This is a genomic window from Bacillus sp. MM09(2025) (assembly GCF_050496725.1).
Taxonomy (GTDB): Bacteria; Bacillota; Bacilli; order Bacillales; family Bacillaceae; genus Bacillus; species Bacillus pumilus.
Genome location: NZ_JBNWEN010000004.1, coordinates 236,848 through 252,443, shown reverse-complemented (window position 1 = coordinate 252,443; position 15,596 = coordinate 236,848). Strand labels below are relative to the sequence as shown.

Sequence of the window (15,596 nt, the reverse complement as noted above, 5' to 3'; positions counted from 1 at the left end):
CAGACGAGCATGTGACATTGTTGTCACATGCTCGCAATATGCACAAAATCATTCTTTTTCGGAAAGATGAAGGTGAAGGTTGTGCCTTGATCTATCGTGGAGTTGACCTCGATTTTGATATGAAGAGCGTCTGCTCCTTTTTTCGTTAAATAAAGCCCCATTCCTGTTGAGGCGGTGTCATTATGATGTCTCGTTGAGGTAAAGCCTTTTTCAAAAATACGAGACAGGTCTCTTGGATCTATTCCTCTGCCTTGATCTGTGATCGTCAGCATCACTTGGTCATTGATTTGCTTGCTTTCAATGGCAATATCAGACGAATGACTGTATTTGACTGCATTTGTGAGCACCTGTCTGATCATAAAGGATAACCATTTTGCATCACTTAATACGTGACGTTCTTCAAGCGTGAGTTCAAACCCGATCCCTTTTTGCATGCACCATGATTGGAGCGCTTTGATTTCCTTTGATAGGATGCTTTGCAGGTCCAGCTGTTCAATAAATAAATCATTTTCGATATGACATATTCTGCTTCGGTGCAGCTGGGCATCGAGTAATAAATGAATTCTGAGCCATTCGTACGTCATATTCGATTTGAGCGGCTGCTCTGTTAAGCGGTCAATCATTAAGTGCATCGCTGTGAGAGGTGTTTTCACTTCGTGTATCCATGAGAGCAATTCATCCTTCTCTTCTTCAAGGGCGATTTGCTGTTCTGCCGCCATTTTCCGGTAGCGGGCAATTTGCTCAGACGTCGCATCATGTACAAGCTGCTCAAATGGGGAAGATGGAGTGAGACGCATTTGATGATCAATATGATCATCCCATTCTTTCAGACGCTCATAATACGCCGTTTCTTTACGGTATCGGAAAAAGAGAAAGACGATCATGAAAAACGTAGATAATAATACAATATAAAAAAGAGACGCCATTGGAATGGTCGTATCCAAAAAAGCAACAAACAGAATGAGGAGCTGCAAACTAAGAAAGAACAGAATCCAGCTTCTTCGTTCTTTTAAAAATGCTTGCAGCATCATTGATCATCCTTTTCCTTTGCAAGATAACCTTGGCCAACTTTTGTCTCAATGTAGGTTCCAAGGGAGATCTCATCTAGTTTTTTTCTAAGGCGATTGACGTTCACAGTGAGTGTATTGTCACTGACAAACCGTTCATCCTCCCACAATGCTTGAATGAGTGATTCCCGGCTGACAATATGATTTTTATGCTGAATCAATTCCTTGAGAATAAACAGTTCATTTTTCGTTAATTCCACTTCACCGTGATCATTTGTCACAGTGTTTTTTTCTAGATCAATCGTAGCGCCGCACCATACCTTTAAGCTGGCAGGTTCTGCATTATAATCATGCACTCTGCGAAGAACGGCACTGACTTTGGCAATGAGCACGTCAAAGTGAAAGGGCTTTTGTACAAAATCATCGGCACCGAGCTGCATGGACATGACCATATCAGCAGGATGGTCACGAGAGGAGAGGAAGATGATCGGTACATTTGAATGATGCCGAATCATCCGGCACCAGTGAAAACCATCGTATTTTGGAAGCTGTATATCGATAATGACGAGATCAGGCTGAACAGAAGTGAATTCCTGCATCACCTGTTGAAAATCGTGAATCCCATACACGTCATAGGACCAGTTCACTAGACGTTCTTTGATTTCTTGGAAGAGGGTTGTATCGTCCTCAATCAGTAAAATTTTAAACAAAACCAGCACCACACTTTTTGTATTCGCTTGTATGTAATTGTAGCGGAAAAAAGACGCTGCCGCTAGAAGCAGACAAGAAAAAAGCAAGGGAAGGGCTCCCTTGCTTCAGTTTATTTACCTAAGAAGTGCTTTTTAAAGAATGATAGTTGATATTCGAGTGTGAGGGGGTCATTAAAATAGAATTCTTCTGCATTTGCCTCATACACACGATGTTTTTTCACAGCTGGGATGGACTTGTAAATTTCACTGTTTTGATAGGAATTGTCCATTTCGCTGTTTTTACTAATGATCATATAGTCTCCAGCAAATTCAGGAATGACCTCTTGTGAAACGGCATAGTAGCCAGCTTTTAATGCTTTTTCTTTTACTTTTTCAGGCATTTTTAGTTTCATTGCTTGGTAGAGAATTTCTGTGCCGCGGCCCCATGCATCTCCAAACACGTAAAGATCTTTTGTGCCGCTTTCAAATACAGAAACGGTCGCATCCTTACCGATTTTTGCTTTAATTTCTTTTCCTGCTTCAGCTGCGCGTTCTTTAAAATCTTTTACCCATGCTTTGGCTTCTTTTTCTTTGTTTAATACTTTTCCAATTTCAATATGCTGCTGAAGGTAATCGACTTTGTTATACGTAAACAAGACGGTTGGTGCGATTTTTTTAAGTTTTTCTACATTTTTTGTGTTGCTTAAGCCAATGATGACATCAGGCTTTAGCTTCATGATTTTTTCGACATTGGCATCTGACACTTCTTCCACATTTTTTAATTCTTTTTGGAAGCGAGGGTTCTTTTTTGACCAAGAGTCGACGCCGACCAGGTTCACACCAAGTGACATCACATTACCTGTGTAGGAACCAAGTACAACGACACGTTTTGGGTGCGCTGGCAGCTTCACAGGGCCATTTTCAGATTCGTATGTAATTTTGTCTGATGATGTTGATTGATTTCCTTTATTTGAGGAAGAGCTGCTGCTATTGCCACATGCGCTCAATGCAAGTACAAAGATGAGCATCAGAGGGAACAATATTTTCTTCATGAATGTAGACTCCTTTGAAATCGGCACATAAGCCGGGTATTTGATTGTATGGGTGATAATGATAATTATTATCACTTGGATATCATATCATAGAAGTGCGGTCTGTTGTCAATTACATTTTGATCGTTGGTGATAAAAAATAGGAGGAGAGATTTTTGGTAGAAAAAAAGATCAAGGCAGCATGTGTCCTGATCTTTTTTCTTATTTAAACCAGCCTTTTTCTTTTGAGCGTGTAATGGCTTCAATGCGGTTTTTCACTTCTAGCTTATCTAAAATAATGGAAATGTAGTTTCGGACAGTGCCGCTTTTAATGCTGAGCTCCTTAGCAATTTCTTTTGTGTTTTTGCCGTCGGCGACGAGTTCAAGGACGGATTTCTCTCGATCTGTTAAAGGGTTTTCGTCACTATATAAGTCTTCCATTAATTCAGGGGCGTACACCTTTTTCCCTTTCATCACACTGCGAATGGCACTTGCCAGATCTTCACTTGGACTATCTTTCAGCATATAGCCGCTGACGCCAGCTTTGAGCGCCCTTTGGAAATAACCAGAGCGGGCAAAGGTCGTTAAAATGATGATTTTTACATCTGTTCCTTTGAGCTCTTCCGCTGCATCAAGTCCCGTTTTTCCTGGCATTTCAATATCCATTAAGCAAATATCAACAGGGTGTTTTTTGGCAAAATCGATGGCGTCCTGGCCGTTCGTACCTTTTCCAACAACCTTCATATCGTCTTCTAAATCAAGAAGTGAACCGAGCGCACCGAGCAGCATTTGCTGATCTTCTGCGATAAAAATGTTGATCATTTCATCCCCTCCTTGTCGTTTGCTGCTGAATCATTTGGAATGCTCATGATCAGCTTTGTTCCGTCCTTTGTCTCAATACGCAGGCGCCCATTTGCAAATTCCAATCTTTCTCTAATTCCTAAAAGGCCATGCCCCTTCATTGGAGAGAGTGGATCATCGCCTTTAAATGTCCCGTCATCCTCGACTGTGATGATAGCTTCCTTTGATTTTTGATGAATGGTGATTTTGCAAACGGTCGCATCACTATGTTTGACGACATTTGTCACGGCCTCTTTGATGCACATGCTCACAATGTTTTCATTAAGAAGAGAGATGTGTTTGGGCGCTTCCTTTTCATCATAGATCAATTCAATCCCCGCCGCTTCGAGAATTTGCTCGATGTTCGACAGTTCATCTTTGATTCGAATGCCTTTCATGGAAGAAACAATCTTGCGGACTTCATTAAGAGACGTTCTGGCTGTCTGCTGGACACTTTTCAGTTCCGCGCGAGCTTGTTCAGGATCTTTATAGACGAGTTTACGGGCAAGATCACTTTTTAATCCAATCAGAGAAAGCTTTTGTCCGAGGGTGTCATGCAGATCACGTGCGATACGCTGCCTTTCTTCAAGCTTTACAAGATCGGCGATCCGTTCATTGGCATTTTCTAATTTCTCTTCAAGGCGTTCACGTTCTTTTCGGCTTCGAATGCTGAGAGGGAGGAGAATGGCACTAATGAGTGTGATCACAACAAAAGGAATTTGTGTGAGAAACCATCCCTTTTTTAAAATCAAGCTAAAGTTCACTGCTACGGCGGCGCTCCCTAGATGAATATAGTATAAAATATAAAAAGGGACTTTTCTTTTAATGTGCCCATTGAAATAGGCGATGCAAAAAGCGAAATAAATATAGCTGTAGAGCATCACATAGCCTGTAGAAATCGCAATCAATAAAAGACCGAGTACATATAAAGCCCATCCTTTTGCGACAAAGGCAAAACGATACACTCCGAAAAAAACCACATTCAAAATAATGCCAATGACAATACCTAAAGTCGTAGGCGTTTTTAAGATAAAATAGAAGGGAAGGATGAAAAAAATGGCCCATATATAGGGAGAAATCCCATGCAATTTTTGAATTTTAAACTGTTTTTTCATCCGTGTGCCACCTTTTCCGTTTTCGTTCTTTTCCTTACTTTATCAAATTCAACATATGGTTGCATCCTGTAAATGGCAACAAGCTCCTTCTAGTGTAAGAAAGAGCTTGCACCAATTATGCATTTTTCTTCAGAATGTCTCCTTTAATGACAGGTGCGGGCATCTTCTTAGATTGCCGTGCTTCTTTAAAGGTAACGAATGCTTTCGTTTCTTCATCCCAAAGTCTAAATTTCATTGATTCGATACTTGTTTTTAAAGTGATGGTTGGAACATTTTGAAGCGGCTCACTATGATCATGTGCATGCTCCAAGTGATAATTTGGTACCCTCGGACTTAAATGGTGGACATGGTGATAGCCGATATTGCCTGTTAACCACTGAAGAAGCTTTGGCAATTTGTAAAAAGAACTGCCTTCTACAGCTGCCTGCACATAATTCCAATGTTCATCTTCTTCAAAGTAAGAATCCTCAAATGTATGCTGCACATAAAACAGCCATACACCGATTGATCCTGAGATCAGGAAGATTGGACCTTGGACAAGCAGGAACTCCTGCCAGCCAAAAAGTAGACACGTTGCAGCTGCTAGCGCAATGATGCTCACGTTTGTGAAATACGTGTTCCAGCGCTCTTTTTTACGAGCATTTTTGACGTTGAAACGGTTTTTTAAGAGAAAAACAAAGATCGGTCCTAAAATAAACATCACAAAAGGATTACGATAAAATCTGTAGCGGAATTTCGTCCAAGCTGATGCTTCTTGATATTCTTTGACTGTCAGGAGCCAAATGTCGCCAGTACCTCGTTTGTCTAGATTACTGCTTGTGGCATGGTGAATTGAATGATCTCTTTGCCATTGAAGATAAGGGAAAAGGGTGAGTACGCCCGTTACAAAACCGAACAGGTGATTCAGTGGCTTCTGTTTGAAAAAGGATTGATGGCAGCAGTCGTGAAAAATAATAAAGACACGTACTAAAAAACCAGCTGCAATAACCGCAAAGAAGAGGGTTAAAAGGTAGGAGATGTTCAGGCTATAATAGGCAAGAAACCAAAGCCCTAAAAATGGAATGAATGTATTAAAGAGTTGAGTGATACTTTTTTTCGAATTAGCACCAGAGAATTGGCCAACTTGTTTTCTTAAAGTGGCTTGCTGCTGTGTGTTTGTTGAAGTCGTCATGAACGTTCAAGTCCTTTCCGTTTCTTTCTACTTCAAAGTATAGATGGAAAGGTGTCATGCTCATAGTAGCACCCATCATGTATTCAATATGACATTTGTCATGTTGGACGCAGGAAAGGCTGATGGTTCAAGGGTTGTAAGCTTATTTTATTTTAAATAAAAAAGTAAAGGCGCTTAGCCTTCACTTTTTATTGACGTGCTTCATGAACTTTTAACTGCTTGCCTTTAATGGTTGTGTGGCGCATGGCGTTCAGCACAAGAGGGCCTTTGCCGTTTAAAATATCGACGTATGTTTTCGTATCTTGAATGGTAATAATCCCAATGTCATCAAAGGCAACGTCTTCTATTTTGGCAATGGTCCCAACGAAATCAACAGCCCGCAGCTTCTTTTTCTTCCCGCCGTTAAAATAAAGCTTCATAATATCCTTTTCAACGCCTGCCTGTTTATTTTCCTTTTGAATCGGCGTTTCAATCTTTTCTTCAAAGCTTTCTACATGCTGCTCTGCGTCTTCCTTTGTTGGGTATGGCTGCGTCTTGAAATCAATACCTGCTTCCTCTTTTAATTCATCAATCAGAGGCTTTGCATTTCTCGTCATAAACGCAATGGTTTTTCCGCTTTTTCCCGCTCTGCCCGTTCTTCCTGTTCGGTGAATATAGCGCTCTTTTTCATAGGGAAGGTCATAATGAATCACATGTGTCATATCACTGACATCAATACCCCGGGCTGCTATATCGGTTGCGATCAAATAACGGAACTCACCGTTTTTGAATTCATCCATGACAGCGAAGCGGTCTTCTTGTCTCATGCCTCCATGAATTTTGTCACAAGGCACATCCCATTCATCCAGCTTCATTGTGAGTTCGTTCACTCGGTCCTGTGTATTACAGAAAATAATGCAGCTATCTGGATTTTCAATCACGATCGTACGCTGAAGAAGAGAGAATTTCGCTTCTTCCTCCGTTTCAATCACGGTGTGAGTGATTTGTGGTACAGACGTTTCTTCCCGTGCAATTTCAATTACTTTTGGTGAATGTAAAAACTGTTCACTTAATTTCTTCATCTCATCAGACATGGTCGCTGAAAACAGCATTGACATGCGCTTTGGCGGCAGATACTGAATAATAGAAGAGACTTGATCAATAAACCCCATGTTCAGCATTTCATCCGCTTCATCTAATACAAAAAATTTAAGGTTTTCTAAGGAAAGAGTACCTTTCTCAAGGTGATCCAAGACTCGTCCCGGTGTTCCGCACACAATGTGGTTTTTTTGTGCAAGCTCTACTTTTTGAGCTTGAAAAGGGGCTTTTCCATAAATGGCTGCGGCTTTAATTCGTTTCAATCGTCCAAGGCTTGTGAGATCCTGTTTGACCTGCATGGCGAGTTCTCGCGTTGGAACGAGGATGAGGGCTTGAGGTTTATTTTCAGCCCAATCGACCATTTCACAAATCGGCAAACCATAGGCTGCCGTCTTGCCGCTGCCTGTTTGAGATTTGACGATCAGATCCTGCTTTGAAAAAGCAACGGATAATGTCTCGTGCTGAACAGGTGTAGGTGTATGGAAGTGAAGTGCTTTTAGCGCTTGTTTTAAATCATCGCTTAATGGATATTGATCAAATTGTTGTAATGTCATCGTGTTCTCCTTTTCGTACATTCATACTTGTGACATCATACCATAATCATGACCGTGAATGAAAAGACATGAAAAAAAGCCCCGTAAAGGAGCTTTCAGCGTGTAGACAAACCCTCGCATTCGGTGTCAGATTTGCGCTCCGGTACTAACGAATGTCAAATTCGCTCCGTTCCGGTGCTCACTCTTCCTAGACTTCAAAGGTTTTCTATCACGCTGAAAAGAAAACAAAAGCCCCATAAAGGAGCTTTTTGATTAAAGGAATCTGCGTTTTACTTTTTCCCAGTAGGAGTTGTCTTTTAATTTCACCGTTTTAATGACTTTTCCTGAAAGGCCGATGTCAATTTGTTTGACGTGTTTTGTGCCAAGTGCTTCGTTATCAAGCCCGATAATCGGATGGTCGTTTCCGTCCTGCACAACCTTCAGTGTTAGCTTGCGGTCACTGCTTAAGATGAAAGGAGCACCTAGTGTACGGTACGAGTTGTTGTTTAGCGAAGCGAGCTCTGTGACTTGCATACAAGGGAGCATCGGGTCAACCACTGCGCCGTTTACCGATTTGTTGTAGGCTGTTGAGCCAGTCGGAGTAGAAATAATCATTCCGTCTCCTCTAAATGTTTCAAAGTGGAAATCATCTATATACACATCGATCACAAATGTCTTAATAATGCTTGAGCGGATCGACAGTTCGTTTAAGCAATGGAACTGGTTTGTACTGTCAACGCTTACATCAATGATCGGATATTTTCTCACTTCAATCTGTTCAGTGTTCATGGCATCAATCATTTTATCAAAATGTTCTAATGAAAAATCGCAGTATAGATGCGAATTCTCTGTTTTTGATACCCCTACATATAAGCAGTCATCTCGGAAGTTCGTTTTGCGGACTGCTTGAAGAAATGTGCCATCTCCGCCAATTGAAGCAATAATATGGGCATCCTCTGCACGCTTGACGACTTGAAAGCCTTGATCGGTAGCGAGCTTCTCCAGAGAAGAAATGTGTCCATCCAATTCATGATCTTTTTTGTAAAAGAAAAATACATTGCGACGATTGTCTGTCATTGACGTTCTCCCCTTCGTTGTCAAAAGTAGATTTAAAGTAATAAAGGGCTTACATATGAAGCCTTGCTCACATTTTACACTTTTTTCATATGAAAGTAAAAATATTAGAAAAACCTCCGTGATAATGGCATTCGTTTTGAGAAATGAGTCAATGTAAGGGATTTGAAAAGGGCAGAATTTGAGCATAATTGAATAGCTGTTTTCTCATGAAAGAGTGGTTTAGGTGTTTCGTTGTGGTGAAGCTCTAGCCTATTAGGTGCAGAGAGAGGAGAAAAAAGCCAATTTTTCGTCATGCGTATTACTTGGCAGACGATGTAAAGTTGATCGTGAATTAAGAGAGGTGCTATCATATGATGAAATGAAATGTAAAAAAACCACAATTCCTGTGAAACATTTCATGTGAATATTCGTATCAATGAAGAGAGACAAAAAGGAGGAGAAAAAGATGAATGCGAAAAGATGGGTAGCGTTAATCATTGCACTTGGAGTTTTCGGATTTTCAATTGTGATTAGTGTCACGACGGCTTTGTATGAAAGCTTCAATGACAATAAAATGAGCTATCAATTTGGAGATGAAATAGAAGAGAAGGTACTAGAGGATGGAAGCGGTGCTGGAAAAATTGCGGTTCTTGAGATTAATGGAACCATCCAAGATAATGGCGGAGCATCAAGTCTGTTAGGCGGAGAAGGTTATGATCATCGTGCATTCCTCAAGGAACTAGAAAAAGCGAAAGATGATGCTTCAGTAAAAGGTGTACTGCTGCGCGTTAACTCTCCTGGCGGCGGTGTCTATGAAAGTGCAGAAATACATAAAAAATTAGAAGAAGTGAAAAAAGCGAAGAAGCCGATTTACGTCTCCATGGGCTCAATGGCAGCGTCTGGCGGCTACTATGTATCAACTCCAGCCAAAAAAATCTTTGCTTCACCTGAAACATTAACAGGGTCTTTAGGTGTGATCATGCAAAGTTTGAACTATTCAAAGCTGGCAGATAATTTAGGTATTAAATACGAAACAATTAAGAGCGGTAAATTCAAAGACATCATGTCACCAAATCGTGATATGACAAAAGATGAGCGAGACATCATGCAAAGCATGGTCGATAACTCGTATGAAGGATTTGTCAAAGTGATCTCGGAAGGACGCGGCATGTCAAAACAAGACGTGAAGAAAATTGCTGACGGCCGGGTCTATGACGGAACACAGGCGAAATCGAACGGATTGGTTGATGAGCTTGGATATTATGAAGATGCAATCAAAGCAATGAAGAAAAATGAAAAAGGGTTAAAAGGAGCGACAGTGATTAGCTATTCTCAAAGCTTCGGCTGGAACTCTCTCTTCAATATGAGCGCAAGCAAACTCTTTAAAAGTGAAATTGATTTTCTCAATCTAAAAGAAACACTGGCTGGCTCAAATGGGTCTAAACCGATGTATCTCTATTCAAAATAAAGGAGGGATCATAGATGGATTCTACATTCGATGAAGTAACCGAAAGCCGAAGCCAAGAAGAATCGAATCCGGCTCTTGCGAAACGTGCAATGATTGAAGCACAGGCGTTTGCAGGATTTTGGATTAGGTTTTGGGCGTTTATTCTTGATTGGCTCGTCGTCTGGGGTGTCAACCATTTGACGGTTTCTCCAATCTTTAGTCTGTTTGGCTGGTCCAAAGGAGGAGGATGGTTTTCTCCATTCTCTGTCACAACGACGATTGTATTCCTGCTTTATTTCGCCATCATGACGAAAATCTTTCAACAAACGCTTGGAAAAATGGTGTTTGGGATCAAAGTGGTCTCACTTCAGCCTGAGAAGAAACTGGCATGGGATGTCATTTTCTTTAGAGAGATTGTGGGACGCTATATTAATACGCTTTTTGTACTCTATGCTGTTGTTGGGTTCACACCGAAAAAGCAAGGGGTTCATGATTACTTTGCCGATACGGTGGTCGTCCATGAACACCTATATGAAAAAACAGAAGCAAACGTATAATCAGAGGAGTTTGGCCGGGTACCGGTCAAACTCTTTTTTTATGATTGGGTATAAAATCCAGAATGAGAGCCATAATCGTAGAGGAAGCATCATTTGTTATAGAGGAAGTGAGCACAGTGCTTTACGTTTGGATCGCAGCTTTTTTGTTCCTTGGGATCTTATTGATCTTCATGAAAGTGACCATTTCACTGGATTATTCACATGCAAATGACAATGACCACCTTGCACTGAAGATCATCACTTTATATGGAATCATCAGACTCAAAAAAGACATTCCGATGGTGAGGATCAATCCAGAAGATCAAACGATTGATATACGTGAAAAGAAGATGGCGAGCGCCAAAACCCCTAGTCACGAAAAAGAATCCATACATAAAAAAGTGGGAAAGCGTGATATGAAGCAAATCCTTCATCAAATGGAGCGCATCACAAAAGAGATCGTCGATTTAAACCGGATCATGCGTAAATTCTTCATTCACATGAGGGTTGTATCGTTTCACTGGTCAACATGGATCGGTTTTCATGACGCCGCTTTAACAGGTGTAGCAGCCGGCGGGGTGTGGTCAGTCAAAGGAGCATTGCTTGCCTTTATGCAGGAGCATCTCACCTTTAAGCATAAACCGGTATATGAAGTTATTCCTGCCTTTCAGCATAATGTGTCACAGACCCAGTTTACATGTATAGCTTATTTTCGTATTGGACATGCTATGCTTGCAGCCATTCGTTTACTTGTCCATTGGTTAAAAGGAAGAAAGGCGAGAAAAAGTGCCTCTCTTCAAGCAACGAAGAATGAATCATCTGTTTAAGGAGGAACCCGAAAATGGCAGATCATCCAATCCAAGGTCTTATGAAGACAGCGATGGAAAACTTAAAAGAAATGATAGATGTGAATACGATCATCGGCGATCCAGTCGAAACCCCTGATGGCAGTGTCATTCTTACTGTGTCAAAGGTTGGTTTTGGATTTGCAGCCGGCGGTAGTGAATTTAACGGGAACCAAAAGAAAGAAAAACGTTCTGATGATCAAGAACGAAAAGAACCGAGACTCCCATTTGGCGGAGGAAGCGGCGGAGGTGTGTCTATTACACCAATCGCCTTCTTAATTGTCGGAACAAATGGCGTTCGAATGCTTCATTTGGATGAACATACACATCTGCTTGATAAAATATTGGATTCTGCTCCTCAAGCAATTGAACGTCTTCAGCACATGTTTAAGAAGGATGAACGGGAGAACCGTCATAAAGAACGAAAACTAGATGACATAGACCTTTAAAAAGTTAGCTGCGCTGCAGTTAACTTTTTTTTCAAAAGCGACGATTAGGCTTTGCAGTTTTTTGCTTTCTCTACTATGATAGAACCATACATTTGATAAGGGAGGAATTATTTTGGCATCGATCACATTTAAAGGGAGTTCTGTCACGCTTGTAGGAAATGAAGTAAAAGTAGGCGAGCAGGCTCCAGATTTCACGGTATTAACGAATTCACTAGGGGAAGTTTCACTTTCAGATTTAACAGGAAAAGTGACGATCATCTCAGTGATTCCTTCTATTGATACAGGTGTGTGTGACGCACAAACAAGACGTTTCAATGAAGAGGCAGCCGGTTTGGGTCCGGTCAATATTTATACAATTAGTGCAGACCTTCCATTTGCACAAGCACGCTGGTGCGGAGCAAACGGAATTGAAAATGTCGAAACATTATCTGATCACAAAGATATGTCATTTGGTGAAGCATTCGGTGTATATATGAAAGAATTGCGTTTATTGGCACGTGCAGTTTTCGTATTAGACCCTAATGGGAAAGTGGTTTACACTGAATACGTAAGCGAAGCAACGAATCACCCAAATTATGAAAAAGCCATTGAAGCTGCAAAATCACTGTTATAAAAGCAGCATCGACAAGAGCTCCGGCTTCATACTGGGGCTCTTTTCAATGAGAACATATAGCTTTTAACAAAGCGAGGAGAGAAAAGCATTGCAGAAAGATCAAGTAAGCACGATTTTTGAGCTGCTCGATACAGCTTCTATTCGATTAAAAAAGGCACAAAGTATTTCCTATATTGAGGCATTGGCTGAAGCAGGAGAAGCCTTTTTCCAAGCAAATGATCGAGACGGTTTACTAAAGGATGTAATAGAGAAAGCAGATTTTGCTTCTTATGATCATGAGCAGATTCGTAAAGCGTTTCAGCTCGCCGTATTGAAAGGACAAAAGGATATTTCCCATCCAAATCGTCAGATGACCCCAGATACGATCGGGCTGTTTGTCAGCTATTTGGTGAATAAATTTTTAGAAGGTCAAAAAGAGTTAGTTGTCTTTGATCCAGCAGCAGGGACAGGGAACTTATTGCTTGCTGTCTTAAATAATCTGACTGCAGAAACAAAGCGCGGCTTTGCGTCTGAAATTGATGATGTCCTCATTAAAATTGCATGGGCACAGGCGAATTTGGAAGAGAAGGAAGTCGAGCTTTTCCATCAAGACAGCCTTGAGCCGCTTTTGATCTCTCCAGTAGATGTCACTGTATGCAGTCTGCCAGTTGGTTATTATCCAAATGATGAACGTGCAGCAGACTATGAATTAAAGGCAAAAGAAGCACATGCCTTTGCGCATTATTTATTTATTGAACAAAGCCTTCGTTATACAAAAGAAGGCGGCTTCTTGTTCTTCATCATTCCAAACGATTTGTTTGAAGGAAAAGAAAGCGTGCAATTAAAGGACTTTATCAAAGATCAGGCATATATGAATGCATTAATTCAGCTGCCGGTTTCCATGTTCAAAGACAAAAAGCACGCCAAAAGCTTGTTTGTGATGCAAAAGAAAAAGGAAGGGCTCGAAGCACCAAAACGGATGCTGTTTGCCAATCTGCCGTCTTTCTCACAAAAAGAATCAATGGTGGGTGTAATGAGAAAATTAGACCAATGGTTTATAGAAGAAAAAGAAACGAAAGAATAGCCAGAGTGATGTCTGGCTTTTTTATTATTCAGAAAATAACGACTTATCGATGTAAGCGGTAACAGTTCAAAGGTGCACTTGAAATGCAAAGTTTTCAATGTTTAAATGAAAAAGTCAGATATTTTTCGGACTTATCGTTAAACTATAAAAGACCCGTCATACAGGTTGAATATAGCACCGGAAAAAACGTGAAACCTTATATAACAACTGAGTAAAAGGAGCGACAAGAATGTCTAAAATTATCGCAATCAACGCAGGAAGCTCATCTCTTAAATTCCAATTGTTCGACATGCCAGAAGAAACCGTTTTAACAAAAGGTCTTGTTGAAAGAATCGGAATGGACAACAGTATCTTCACGATTTCTGTAGATGGAGAAAAGAAAACAGAAGTCACAGATATTCCAGATCATGCAGTAGCGGTTAAAATGCTGCTTGAAAAACTAATTGAATTTAACATCATCAAAGACTTTAATGAAATTGATGGCGTAGGACACCGTGTTGTTCACGGCGGAGAGAAATTCAGCGACTCTGTTCTTTTAACTGATGAAGTCATTAATGACATTGATCAGCTTTCAGAGCTAGCACCACTGCACAACCCTGCAAACGTTGTAGGAATCAAAGCATTCAAACAAATTCTGCCTGACGTACCAGCGATTGCTGTGTTCGATACAGCTTTCCACCAAACAATGCCAGAGCAGTCTTACCTATACAGCCTTCCGTACGACTACTACAAAAACTTTGGTATTCGTAAATACGGATTCCACGGGACAAGCCATAAGTTCGTAACAGAGCGTGCATCAGAGCTATTAGGCCGTCCTCTTGAAGAACTTCGTTTGATTTCTTGTCACCTTGGAAATGGTGCGAGTATCGCAGCAGTTGAAGGCGGAAGATCAATCGATACTTCAATGGGCTTCACGCCGCTTGCGGGTGTTGCGATGGGTACACGTTCAGGTAACATTGACCCTGCTCTTATTCCATTTATTATGGAGAAAACAGGACATACAGCTGAAGAAGTACTTTCTACTTTGAATAAGAAGAGTGGTCTTTTAGGCGTGTCTGGTCTATCAAGTGATCTTCGTGATATCGAAGAAGCAACAGAAGAAGGAAACGACCGTGCAGAAGTAGCTCTTGATATTTTTGCAAGCCGTATTCATAAATACATCGGTTCTTATGCAGCGAGAATGAATGGCGTAGATGCGATCATCTTCACAGCTGGAATCGGTGAAAACAGTTCAGAAGTTAGAGCACGTGTCCTTCGTGGTCTTGAATTCATGGGCGTTTACTGGGATCCTTCTCTTAACAACATGAGAGGCGAAGAAGCATTCATCAGCTACCCGCACTCTCCTGTAAAAGTGATCGTGATTCCAACGAACGAAGAAGTTATGATTGCAAGAGACGTTATGCGTTTAGCGTAACATCCTTTTGAAGCTCTTTTCCTCAGCGGAAAAGGGCTTTTTTCTATTGAAATCAGCATGCTATAATGTGAGGCAATATGAAAGGAGCGGTGCGAAAAATGAGCGTGACAGAACATAAACGTGAGGCGAAAGCGAGGCTTTATGTGAAAGTCATTACGGTCAGTGACACAAGAACGAAAGAAACAGATAAAAGCGGCCGTCTAATGATTGATTTGCTTAAAAAACAGGGACATCTCATTCTTGCATACGATATTGTAAAAGATGACATCGGAGCGATCCAAGACGCTGTGCTAGAGGGAACAGGCGAACCAAAAATAGATGCCGTCTTGTTAAACGGGGGCACAGGAATTGCCGCAAGGGATGTCACCATTGAAGCGATCACCCCTCTTTTCTCGAAGGAACTGCCTGGCTTTGGCGAAATCTTCCGCATGCTGAGCTATACAGAAGACATTGGTTCAGCCGCTATCTTGTCCCGTGCCGCGGCTGGGGTCGTCAATCAAAAAGCTGTCTTTGCCACACCAGGTTCTACTGGAGCTGTTCGTTTAGCCCTGACAAAACTCATCATTCCAGAGCTCCCTCATGTTATGCGAGAGCTTGAAAAGGATCAAAAATAGCCCAAAATGACTCTGCCAAGAAAATTTGGCGGAGTTTTTTTCATAAAGGGGTTGAAAAAACAATTTTTCCTTGTTACAGTGTATACATACTAAATG

At 41.1% G+C, this 15,596-nt stretch carries 16 protein-coding genes; 8 read left to right on the top strand and 8 right to left on the bottom strand.

Annotated elements, in window-relative coordinates; genetic code table 11:
- Positions 1–23: 23 nt before the first annotated feature.
- The 8 genes from ACQYAC_RS07520 to ACQYAC_RS07485 form a co-directional block, all read right to left on the bottom strand.
- On the bottom strand, positions 24–1,028 hold the full coding sequence (locus ACQYAC_RS07520) for a sensor histidine kinase (RefSeq protein ID WP_429943028.1): 1,005 nt from the start codon (positions 1,026–1,028) through the stop codon (positions 24–26).
- Positions 1,028–1,717, bottom strand: coding sequence for a response regulator transcription factor (locus tag ACQYAC_RS07515; RefSeq protein WP_148660152.1), 690 nt, complete (start codon positions 1,715–1,717; stop codon positions 1,028–1,030). Before ACQYAC_RS07515 ends, ACQYAC_RS07520 begins: the two co-directional genes overlap by 1 nt.
- A 110-nt stretch (positions 1,718–1,827) precedes the next feature.
- On the bottom strand, positions 1,828–2,748 hold the full coding sequence (locus ACQYAC_RS07510) for an iron-hydroxamate ABC transporter substrate-binding protein (RefSeq protein ID WP_058015071.1): 921 nt from the start codon (positions 2,746–2,748) through the stop codon (positions 1,828–1,830).
- 201 nt (positions 2,749–2,949) lie between these two features.
- Positions 2,950–3,549 (bottom strand): response regulator transcription factor, encoded by a 600-nt coding sequence (locus ACQYAC_RS07505; RefSeq protein ID WP_268466365.1) that lies wholly within the window; start codon positions 3,547–3,549, stop codon positions 2,950–2,952.
- Complete coding sequence (locus ACQYAC_RS07500; protein ID WP_429943027.1) at positions 3,546–4,682, bottom strand: sensor histidine kinase; 1,137 nt, start codon at positions 4,680–4,682, stop codon at positions 3,546–3,548. Before ACQYAC_RS07500 ends, ACQYAC_RS07505 begins: the two co-directional genes overlap by 4 nt.
- 115 nt (positions 4,683–4,797) lie before the next feature.
- Positions 4,798–5,853 (bottom strand): fatty acid desaturase, encoded by a 1,056-nt coding sequence (locus ACQYAC_RS07495; protein WP_058015074.1) that lies wholly within the window; start codon positions 5,851–5,853, stop codon positions 4,798–4,800.
- Between the two features lie 188 nt (positions 5,854–6,041).
- The gene (locus tag ACQYAC_RS07490) at positions 6,042–7,484 is read right to left on the bottom strand and encodes a DEAD/DEAH box helicase (protein ID WP_429943026.1); all 1,443 of its coding nucleotides are present in this window, start codon (positions 7,482–7,484) and stop codon (positions 6,042–6,044) included.
- A 252-nt stretch (positions 7,485–7,736) separates the two neighbouring features.
- The gene (locus tag ACQYAC_RS07485; protein WP_003216672.1) at positions 7,737–8,540 is read right to left on the bottom strand and encodes an NAD kinase; all 804 of its coding nucleotides are present in this window, start codon (positions 8,538–8,540) and stop codon (positions 7,737–7,739) included.
- Between the two features lie 445 nt (positions 8,541–8,985).
- Here ACQYAC_RS07485 and sppA point away from each other — a divergent pair, with 445 nt between their 5' ends.
- From sppA to ACQYAC_RS07445, 8 genes are all read left to right on the top strand, one after another.
- Entirely contained in the window at positions 8,986–9,987 is a 1,002-nt protein-coding gene (sppA, locus tag ACQYAC_RS07480) for a signal peptide peptidase SppA (RefSeq protein WP_012010881.1), read from the top strand.
- 14 nt (positions 9,988–10,001) lie between these two features.
- Entirely contained in the window at positions 10,002–10,523 is a 522-nt protein-coding gene (locus ACQYAC_RS07475; protein WP_061409079.1) for an RDD family protein, read from the top strand.
- A 98-nt stretch (positions 10,524–10,621) separates the two neighbouring features.
- The gene (locus ACQYAC_RS07470; protein ID WP_058015137.1) at positions 10,622–11,329 is read left to right on the top strand and encodes a DUF2953 domain-containing protein; all 708 of its coding nucleotides are present in this window, start codon (positions 10,622–10,624) and stop codon (positions 11,327–11,329) included.
- A gap of 14 nt (positions 11,330–11,343) precedes the next feature.
- Positions 11,344–11,796 carry a GerW family sporulation protein gene (gene ytfJ, locus ACQYAC_RS07465; RefSeq protein WP_003216488.1) on the top strand — a complete coding sequence of 151 codons (453 nt, stop codon included), beginning with the start codon at positions 11,344–11,346 and terminating at the stop codon, positions 11,794–11,796.
- Between the two features lie 112 nt (positions 11,797–11,908).
- Positions 11,909–12,409: a thiol peroxidase gene (tpx, locus tag ACQYAC_RS07460; RefSeq protein ID WP_058015077.1), complete on the top strand. Its 501-nt coding sequence runs from the start codon at positions 11,909–11,911 to the stop codon at positions 12,407–12,409.
- A gap of 88 nt (positions 12,410–12,497) precedes the next feature.
- Positions 12,498–13,472, top strand: a complete 975-nt coding sequence (locus ACQYAC_RS07455) for a class I SAM-dependent methyltransferase (protein ID WP_429943025.1) — start codon at positions 12,498–12,500, stop codon at positions 13,470–13,472.
- A gap of 229 nt (positions 13,473–13,701) precedes the next feature.
- Positions 13,702–14,886, top strand: a complete 1,185-nt coding sequence (locus tag ACQYAC_RS07450) for an acetate kinase (RefSeq protein ID WP_003216471.1) — start codon at positions 13,702–13,704, stop codon at positions 14,884–14,886.
- Positions 14,887–14,984: 98 nt separating this feature from the next.
- Positions 14,985–15,500: a MogA/MoaB family molybdenum cofactor biosynthesis protein gene (locus ACQYAC_RS07445; RefSeq protein WP_429943024.1), complete on the top strand. Its 516-nt coding sequence runs from the start codon at positions 14,985–14,987 to the stop codon at positions 15,498–15,500.
- Positions 15,501–15,596 lie beyond the last annotated feature (96 nt).